Here is a 9,249-nt window from a genome sequence, read left to right on the forward strand (position 1 = left end):
GATCTAGATCAATTTGAAAACTTTATGGAAGTAAAGGCTGTACCTGTTTCAGCTCTAAAGAAAACAGGAATAACAGATTTGATGGACAAAGCTCTAGAAATAGCTAAGAAGAAGAAAGATATAGAGTTTTCACTACCATTTGATGAGGGAACAACCGCTCTAGTAAAAGAGATTGTAAAAGAGATAAAAGAAGATAAGAGCTACTCAGAAGCTTTAAAAGTATATTCAGCAGAGTATATAGCTATAAAGCTAATAGAGAGAGATAGTCACTTAATCGAAAAGTTAAAAACAAAATTCAATATAGATGTAACTGGAAAATTTGAAGAGAGAATACTAAAATTAGAAGATAAGTATGACAATGACAGTGAGACTATATTAGCTGAGCAAAGATATGGAGCAGTTAATGGAGTTTTAGCAAAAACATTTACAACATCAATAAAATCAAGACTAGATTTTACTGATAAAGTGGATAAGATACTATTAAATAGAGTTTTAGGATTACCTTTATTCCTATTGATTATGGCTGGAGTTATGGCGTTTGTATTCAACGGAAGTGCTCCTTTCATAGATTGGATAGATGGATTCTTTGGTGACTTTGTAGGTAAATATGTAGGTAAGTTAGTAGAGGGAACACCAGATTGGTTAAGTTCATTAATCACAGATGGTATAGTAGGAGGAGTAGGAGGAGTTCTTACATTCGTTCCTGTTATGATGTTCTTATACTTCTTCTTAGCGATCTTAGAAGAGAGTGGATATATGTCAAGGGTTGCTTTCTTAATGGATAAGATTATGAGAAGATTGGGATTAAACGGAAAATCATTTGTTCCAATGGTAGTAGGATTTGGATGTACAGTACCAGCAATCTATGCTACAAGAACAATGGAAGATGAAAGTTCAAGAAAGATGACAGCAGCAATGTCACCATTCATGTCTTGTGGAGCTAGATTACCAGTTTATGGATTATTTACAGCAGCTTTCTTTGGAGCTAAAGGAGGATTAGTTGTAGTATCTATATATCTATTAGGAATTATAGTGGCTATATTAGTTGGACTTGTATTAAAGAATGTAAAAGGATTCAAGTCAGAGAATAAAGCATTATTAATAGAGTTACCACCATATAGAATTCCTAGTTTAAAAGTTATATTAAACTCAACTTGGTTAAGAGTATTTGATTATATTAAGAGAGCAGGAACTGTAATCTTAGGAATTATGATGATCTTATGGGCATTAACATACTTCCCAAATAATGGAGATTCAAATACATCATATATAGCTAAATTTGGACATGCATTTGCTCCAATAATGAAACCTACAGGATTTGGAGACAGATGGGAAACTGTAGCAGCTATCCCACCTAGTATTGCAGCAAAAGAGGTAGTAGTAGGATTCCTAGCTCAAGCCCTACCATTAGAGGAGAGCGAAGAGGCAGAAGAGGTAACTGAAGAGACTACTTTCACTCAAGATTTAACAGAGCAAATAAAAGGACTTGGTGGAGCTGTAAAAGATTCAGTAATGGGAATGCTAAGTCTAGATGTTGAAGGATTATTTGCTACTCCAGAAGCTGATGAGATAGAGGAAGAGGGAAGAGGAATAGTTAAAGCAACAGCTAACCTATGGCCAAATGATGAACTTGCTCCATTAAGAGCTTACTCATTTATGGCGTTCATTCTATTAGTAGTACCTTGTGTTGCTACATTAGGAGCAATAAAACATGAATTCGGTTGGGGATATTTAGGAAAAGTAGTTGGAATAATGTTAGTAGTACCATATGTTGTTTCAACATTGATATTCCAAATTGGAAAATTATTCTTTTAATATTTAAAGATCTCTAATGAAAGGAGAGATTTTATGAAAACAGCAATTTTAATAGCTATAATAGCCGTGATTGGATTCTTTGCAATTAGAAGTTTATTGAGAACTTTTAAAGGTGAAGGGTGTAGTTGTGGAGATGGTGGAAAGTGTAGTTCTGGTAGTTGTGGTTGTGGTGGACATGATCATAAAGACAAGGAACACAAATGTAACTGTGGAAACCATCACGAATAAAATATAAGATAAAGGTGTCAATGGCTTTTGCTTGAGACACCTTTTTACATTTTCATTAAAAAAAGATAACAAGAACTCATAAAATTTGTTATAATTAAATAAGTGAGAAAATTAGTGGAGGAGTTCAAGTGAGGTATATAAAATTATTTTCCTTATTGGCTAATATAATTGGCTTTGGAGTGGCAATATATTATAAGATTTATCTTTTAGTTATCTTTTTATTTTTACTGTTTTTTTATTTTTTATATATTTTTGCTAAAAAGAAGGAGTATACTAGAACCAATAACTTTAATCAAAGAGCAATGTTGTCAGCAAATATCATTCTTTTTTTGGTTTTATTAGTAGTGGTAAGATTGGTATACATTCAGATATTTAACAAAACAATGTATGATGAGAAGGTAAAGAGTCAGATTAAGAGAAATGATATTCTCTATGGAAATAGGGGAGATATATATGATAATTCTGGAAAAAGTTTGGCATTTAACCAAAATATATATATGTTTGGAGTAAATCCAAGTGCTTTATATGATAGAGAGAGTACTATAATTGGGATAGAAAAAATACTGGATAAACCTTTTTTAAAGAAGAAAAAGAGTAAGATATTGAAAGAACTTGATGAAGCTTACAAAGCTGGAAAGAGATACAAGGTAGTTGCTAAAAACTTGAGTGAGAGAGAAAAAGAGGAGATTAGAGATGTAGCAAGGGAGTATAAACTTACAGCAAATGAGATACAGTTTGATAGAAGTATAAGAAGGACATATTATAAAAGTGATGTGTATAAGAATTTAATAGGATTCATAGGATATACACAAAAATCTAGTTTTGAAAAAATAGGGGTATTTGGATTAGAGAAACAGTATGAGAGGTATTTGAGAGAGATAAGTATAAAAAGGCAAAATATTTATACAAAAAATAGAAGGATAAAACTTCCCTTCTCTCAAGATAATATAAGGACAAATCTTGATGGTAAAAATCTGCATACAACGATAGATAATGATATTCAATATATTTTAAATGAGGAGTTAGGGAAAAAGTTTATATCTTCTAAAGCTGAAGAAGCCTATGGAGTGATATTGGATCCTAATACTGGAAAGGTATTGGCAACATCTTATCACACAATATACAAGGATAAAGCTCTGAGAAATCCTATATTTCAAAACCAGATGGAGCCAGGATCAATATTTAAACCTTTAATAGTTGCATCAGCATTAGATGCTGGATTAATTAAAAGAAATACAAAATTTGATATTGGTGATGGAACTATAAAGAAGTATAGACATACAATTAGAGAAGCCAGTCGTGGAACTAAGGGAGTACTCACTACAGAGGAGGTCTTAAAAAAATCTAGTAACGTCGGTATGGTAATGATAGGTGATAGATTTACTAATGAGGAGTTTGAGAACTATTTAAAAAAATTTGGACTTTATGAGAAGACAGGTATAGATTTTCCAAATGAGATAAAACCATATACTACTCCATACAAGAGATGGGATGGATTGAAGAAGAGTACAATGTCTTTTGGACAGGGAATAGTAGTGACACCTATTCAGATGGCTGTAGCATTTTCATCATTGATAAATGGAGGAATACTATATAAACCATACTTAGTTAATAAGATAACTGATGAAAATGGAGTAGTTGTAAGGAGAAATCTTCCTACTGTAAGGGGTAGAACAATATCTGAAGAGCTGTCTAAAGAGATGAAAGAGATGTTGGAAAAGGTAGTTTCAGAGGGAACAGCTAAAAGAGGAGAGGTAATAGGTTATAGAGTTGGTGGAAAAACAGGAACTGCCCAATTGAGTACGAGAGGTGGATATTTAAAAGAGAATTACCTATCATCTTTTATAGGATTTTTCCCAGTAGATAAGCCTAGATATACAATCTTAGTAATGTTTTTAAAACCTAAAGGAGAAACTATATATGAGAAATTTGGAGGAGCAACAGCAGCCCCTGTATTTGGTGATATAGTGAGAAGAATAAGCAAGAGTAAAAATATTCTCTCAGACAATATTTCAAGTATATCTAAGGTTGAGAGTTTTGAGAAGATACAGCAAGAAGCATTAAATGATGTTGTAATGCCAGACTTGACTGGAATAAATCCAAAAGATGTAATCTATATTTTTAAAGATACAGATATAGAGGTAAAAGTATCAGGAGTTGGATTGGTAAAAGATCAATTTCCAAAACCGGGAGCATCTTTAGAAAAGGTGAAGGAGATTAAAATAATTTTAGAATAGGAGCAGATATGAGATATTATAAGATATATGTGGACAATACAAGAGAACTCTATACTTATGCAGATACAGATGATAGATATTCTATAGGGGATAGAGTAGTTGTATCTTTTAGAAAAAAAGAGAGAACAGGTCTTATAATAGCAAGAGATAGTGATGAGGAGAAGGATTTTGAAGTTTTACCCATAATAAGATTATTGGAAAACTCTATAAAATTAGATGAGAAGTATATAAAGCTTTTAATCTGGATAAAAAATTACTATATGAGTACTTATGATCAAGTTATTACAGCTGCAATTCCAAGTGGTTTGAGCATAAAATATGAGAGATACTATTTTCCTAGAGATATATTTGAGTTTGTAAATGATGAGATAGTAGATGAAGAGATGAGAGAGTATTTTGTAAAAAAAGTAACTGTTGGAAAACCAACTCTGACTAAAAAGTTTGGATTGGATAAGATCAATGAGTATTTAAAAGATGAATTACTTGAAAGGCATGGAAAAAACAGTATAAGATTAAATTATAAAAATTCAAATATAGAGAGTGTTTTGGATAGAGATATATTCGAGTATTTTAAGCAGAGAGAGTTGGTTAGAGATGAGATACTTGAGAAAAATTTTTCTAAAAAATATCTAGAAAAACTTGTTAAATCAGGGGATCTGAGATTGGAAAAACTGATGAAACAGGAAGAGGAAAAAGAGGAGTATCAAGTTGAAAGTGAGATAGAGAATAGAGATAAAATACTAAATGATGAACAGGAGAGAGCTAAAAACAGTGTTTTATCAGGTGAAGATATGTATTATCTATTAAAAGGTATCACTGGATCTGGAAAGACTGAGGTGTATATCAGTATAATAAAATCTGGATTTAAAGCTGGAAAGGGTAGTATATTCTTAGTTCCAGAGATATCTTTAACTCCTCAGATGATAGATAGATTCAAAGGGGAGTTCAGAGAGAATATAGCTATCTTACATAGTAAATTGACGCAGAGTGAGAGGGCTAAAGAGTGGTATAATATCTATACAGGACAGAAAAAAATAGTTCTGGGAGTAAGATCAGCAATATTTGCTCCAGTGCAAAATTTAGGTTATATATTTTTAGATGAGGAGCATGAGACAACTTATAAGCAGGATAATAACCCTAGATATAATGCCAAACAGGTAGCCTTGAAAAGAGCAGAATTAGAGGGGGCAAAATTGATATTGGGATCGGCTACCCCTTCAGTAGAGAGTTATTACTATGCACAGATGGGGATATTTAAACTCTTAGAATTAAAAAAACGTTATAATGAAGCTGTTCTTCCAGATATAGAGATTGTGGATATGAAAAAAGAGGAGAGTCTCTACTTTAGCAAAAAATTGTTAGATGAGATAAGAAAGACTCTTTTAAAAGGGGAGCAGGTATTATTGTTACTCAATAGAAAGGGATATTCAACATATGTCCAATGTAAAGATTGTGGGCATGTAGAGGAGTGTGACCATTGCTCTATAAAGTATAGCTATTACTCAAGTCAAGGTGTATTGAAGTGTAACTACTGTGGGAAGGTAAAGAGATATACAGGACATTGTAGCAAATGTGGAAGTAAAAATTTAGTTCATAGTGGAAAGGGAGTAGAGAGAGTAGAGGAAGAGATAAAGAAATACTTTGATGTGGGAGTAATAAGGGTAGATTCTGAGATGTCAAAGGATAGAGATTTTTTTGAGAAGATGTATTATGATTTTTTAAATAAAAAGTATGATATAATGGTAGGAACGCAACTTATATCAAAAGGATTACACTTTCCAAATGTAACATTGGTAGGAGTTGTAAATGCAGATACAATTCTTAACTTTCCAGATTTTAGAGCTGGAGAAAAGACATTTCAACTGGTAGTTCAGGTGGCTGGAAGAGCTGGGAGAGGAGAGAAAAAAGGAAAGGTAATAGTACAGACTTATCAGGAGGAACACCCAGTATTTGAAAAGGTAAAAAACAGTGATTATGAGGGATTCTATGAGAGTGAGATAGGAAATAGAGAGCTGTTGGAGTATCCACCTTTTTCAAAAACTATAAATATAGGAATATCCTCTAAGTATGAGAGGTATGTTGAGGAGTTTGTGAAGGATCTATATGAGGATATAAAATCAGATGAGGTAGAACTCTACGGACCTATGAGAAGTATGGTGTACAAAGTAAAAGATAGGTATAGACACAATATTTTTGTAAAGGGAAATTTGAAAGAGATCAATAAATTTAAAAAGAAATTAAAATTAAAGCTTACAAAATATGAAAAAAATGATAAAATTAGAATAGTGGTAGATATTGATCCAATTAATTTGATATGATAAAATTTATAGAGGTGAAAAAATAGATGATTTATGAAATAAGAAAGTATGGAGATCCAATACTGAGAGAGGTGGCTCAGAAGGTTGAAAAGATAGATGATGAGATATTGGAAATCTTAGACAATATGGTTGAGACTATGTATGAGACTAAGGGAGTAGGACTTGCAGCTCCTCAAGTGGGGATCTCAAAGAGAATATTCGTGTGTGATCAGGGAGATGGAGTGGTAAGAAAGGTAATAAATCCTGTAATAACTCCTTTAACTGAAAATTTGATAGAGTGTGAAGAGGGGTGCTTGAGTGTACCTGGAATATATAAGAAGGTACAGAGACCAGAGAAGATTAGAGTTGAGTATATGAATGAAAAGGGAGAAGAGGTAACTGAGGAAGTAGAAGGTTTTCTAGCTATAATTATGCAACATGAGTTTGATCATTTAGAGGCTGTTCTATTTGTTGATAAAATCTCTCCAATAGCTAAAAGAATGATAAGTAAAAAATTACAAAGTTTGAAAAAGGAGACTCTAAGAGAGAATAAGATAGAGGAGTAGTCTTATGAATGGACGGAATGTTTTAAAGTTTTTTCTATTTTTAATCATACTTTTAAATCTCTACTATTTTGTACCCTATATATATAGGAGTTTTGTAAAAATAGAGAAGTTAAAAAAGGAACAGATAGAGTTAAATGAGAAGATAGAGAAAACAAAACTGAAAATAGAGGATTATAATAATAAGATAGATAACCTAGAAGATGATTTTCAAAGGGAGAGTATCGCTAGAAATAGACTTCAGATGGTAAAAGAGAATGAAGAGATATACAGGTTTATAAAAAATTAACATAAAGTATAATTAGGAGGAGAGTATGAAAAGAGAATTAGCACTAGAATTTGCTAGAGTAACAGAAGCAGCAGCTTTAGCCGCTCACAAATGGGTAGGTAGAGGAGATAAAGAGGCAGCTGACCAAGCAGCAGTAGATGCTATGAGAACAATGCTTAACAGAATCTCAATTGATGGAGAGATAGTAATTGGAGAGGGTGAGATAGATGAGGCTCCAATGCTTTATATTGGTGAGAGAGTAGGAAGAGCAACTCAACCAGAAGATGAGATTGAAGAGGGAGAGACTCTAGATGGATGTTCACTAGTAGATATAGCTGTAGATCCAGTAGAGGGAACAAGAATGACTGCTCAAGGACAAGCAAATGCAATTACAGTTCTTGCAGTAGGAAATAAAGGAAGTTTCCTAAAAGCTCCAGATATGTATATGGAGAAATTAATAGTTGGACCAGAGGCAAAGGGAGCTATTGACTTAGAAAAACCTCTTATAGACAATATAAATAATGTTGCAAAAGTATTGAATAAAGATTTAAGAGATATGATGGTAGTTGTTTTAGATAAACCTAGACATACACAGATAATAAAAGATTTACAAAAATTAGGAATAAAAGTATATGCTCTACCTGATGGAGACGTAGCAGGATCAATCTTAACTTGTATAGTTGATTCAGATGTGGATATCCTATACGGTATAGGAGGAGCACCAGAAGGGGTAATCTCAGCTGCAGTTATAAGAGCTTTAGGTGGAGATATGCAAGCTAGATTAAAACTTAGAAGTGAAGTAAAAGGTGTAACTTTAGAAAATGATAAGATATCTAACTATGAAAAAACTAGATGTGAGCAGATGGGATTAAGAGTTGGAGATGTTTTAAAACTAGATGATCTTGTAAAAGATGATGAGGTAATATTCTCAGCTACAGGAATTACAAGTGGAGATCTTTTAGAGGGAATCAAAAGAAAAGGAAATATAGCTAGAACTCAAACTCTAGTTGTAAGAGGAAAAAGTAAGACAATAAGATATATAAACTCTGTACATAACTTAGATTTTAAAGATGAGAAGATCAGTCATTTAGTAAAATAAAGTTATTAATTATTAGGCGACCAAAAAAATATTTTAAATTCTTGGTCGCCTTTTGTATAGGAAAGGATGATAAAAATGATATTTTATGAGGAATTTGTAAAAAAAGTTGAAGGGGCAAAATTTGAGTTAAAAGATGTTGAAAACTTCTCAAATGAAGGAAAGAAGATAGTTGTAGGGTTAGGAATAGGAATACCACTAATTCTGATCGCTTTATTTCAAATGTATATGGCTAGATTGGGTGAAGGTATAGTAAGAGTAGGGTTTGGAGTGATATTCCTTTATATTGGATTTAAACAGCTTAAAGGAACATTTAGTTATAAAATAGCTATTGATAGAGTAAATAGAAAAATGAAATTTATGAAAACAGAGATAAATTTGGATGAGATAGAGAGTTGTACTATGAAAGAGGGAAAGATAGGAAAAAATCTAGAAACTATGTTAGATGTTATAACTGTAGATAAAAAACAGTATTTAATTCCTCTTTATATGAATAAAAAAGTTAGATTTGTATATTGCTTAAAAGAGATATTAAAGGAAAAATTTATAATAAAAAAATAGTAAAAACTATTGAAAATAAAGGGTTTTTATAAAAAAGTGAAAAAAATTTAAAAAAAAGATAAAAAAATGTTTGACAAAAAATATATAATATGATATTATTATTCTTGTCTGCGGGAATAGCTCAGTTGGTAGAGCGTCAGCCTTCCAAGCTGAATGTCGCGAGTTCGACCCTCGTTTCCCGCTC

At 32.2% G+C, this 9,249-nt stretch carries 8 protein-coding genes and 1 tRNA gene; all 9 read left to right on the forward strand.

Annotation, left to right across the window (positions count from 1 at the left end; genetic code table 11):
- Positions 1-1,815: ferrous iron transport protein B (gene feoB / locus ABNK64_RS10585; protein WP_349764348.1), on the forward strand; the 1,815-nt coding region annotated here is incomplete at its 5' end.
- A 33-nt stretch (positions 1,816-1,848) separates the two neighbouring features.
- The gene (locus tag ABNK64_RS10590; RefSeq protein WP_291256090.1) at positions 1,849-2,043 is read left to right on the forward strand and encodes a FeoB-associated Cys-rich membrane protein; all 195 of its coding nucleotides are present in this window, start codon (positions 1,849-1,851) and stop codon (positions 2,041-2,043) included.
- A gap of 128 nt (positions 2,044-2,171) precedes the next feature.
- A complete protein-coding gene (locus ABNK64_RS10595) occupies positions 2,172-4,280 on the forward strand; it encodes a PASTA domain-containing penicillin-binding protein (protein ID WP_349764349.1) in 2,109 nt (702 codons plus the stop codon).
- Between the two features lie 8 nt (positions 4,281-4,288).
- On the forward strand, positions 4,289-6,598 hold the full coding sequence (priA, locus tag ABNK64_RS10600) for a replication restart helicase PriA (protein ID WP_349764350.1): 2,310 nt from the start codon (positions 4,289-4,291) through the stop codon (positions 6,596-6,598).
- Positions 6,599-6,624: 26 nt separating this feature from the next.
- Positions 6,625-7,143 carry a peptide deformylase gene (gene def, locus ABNK64_RS10605; protein ID WP_291256093.1) on the forward strand — a complete coding sequence of 173 codons (519 nt, stop codon included), beginning with the start codon at positions 6,625-6,627 and terminating at the stop codon, positions 7,141-7,143.
- A gap of 4 nt (positions 7,144-7,147) precedes the next feature.
- The gene (locus tag ABNK64_RS10610; protein ID WP_291256094.1) at positions 7,148-7,429 is read left to right on the forward strand and encodes an FtsB family cell division protein; all 282 of its coding nucleotides are present in this window, start codon (positions 7,148-7,150) and stop codon (positions 7,427-7,429) included.
- A gap of 25 nt (positions 7,430-7,454) precedes the next feature.
- Positions 7,455-8,507: a class II fructose-bisphosphatase gene (glpX, locus tag ABNK64_RS10615; protein WP_291256095.1), complete on the forward strand. Its 1,053-nt coding sequence runs from the start codon at positions 7,455-7,457 to the stop codon at positions 8,505-8,507.
- Between the two features lie 75 nt (positions 8,508-8,582).
- Positions 8,583-9,065 (forward strand): hypothetical protein, encoded by a 483-nt coding sequence (locus ABNK64_RS10620; RefSeq protein WP_349764351.1) that lies wholly within the window; start codon positions 8,583-8,585, stop codon positions 9,063-9,065.
- Positions 9,066-9,175: 110 nt separating this feature from the next.
- Positions 9,176-9,248 (forward strand) — tRNA-Gly (locus ABNK64_RS10625).
- Position 9,249: the final 1 nt, after the last annotated feature.

This window comes from Fusobacterium sp. SYSU M8D902, assembly GCF_040199715.1.
Lineage (GTDB): Bacteria > Fusobacteriota > Fusobacteriia > Fusobacteriales > Fusobacteriaceae > Fusobacterium_A.